We start from the raw sequence: 356 nt of genomic DNA, 5'->3' as shown, positions 1-356 counted from the left end.
CTTTAGCTTGATCAAGAAATTTCATTGGAAATGCTCACTGAGGCATCAATTCTTCCTACTTTAAAGGTATATATTAGTTTTACCAGTTTTTCATCATTTACAAAAAACTATAAACAATATTACTGACACCTGTTTGAAAATATCCTCACAGTTAAATATGTAAGCAACTTAAACCTTCTGAAAAAAAAGCTTTTATTTTACTTCTGTTTTTGCCTTAAATTCGAGTGCTAGAAGATAAAGCTCCACTGATTCTGTCCGGCTTGCAGGTGGTTTAACATGATGGACTGTTTTAAAGTTCTGTTTCAATGTCGTAAGAAGGGTGTTTTCTGCCCCACCTTGAAAGGCCTTTACTAAAA

1 pseudogene is annotated in these 356 nt (G+C 33.4%); it reads right to left on the bottom strand.

Annotated elements, in window-relative coordinates:
• Nucleotides 1-192: 192 nt before the first annotated feature.
• Nucleotides 193-356 (bottom strand): annotated as a pseudogene (locus ACFIK8_RS09910) (SAM-dependent methyltransferase); the annotation flags it as partial.

It is taken from the genome of Bartonella sp. MR168JLCBS, from assembly GCF_042194175.1.
Note: the sequence above shows the minus strand (reverse complement) of the source record. Positions and strands in the feature narration are given on the sequence as shown.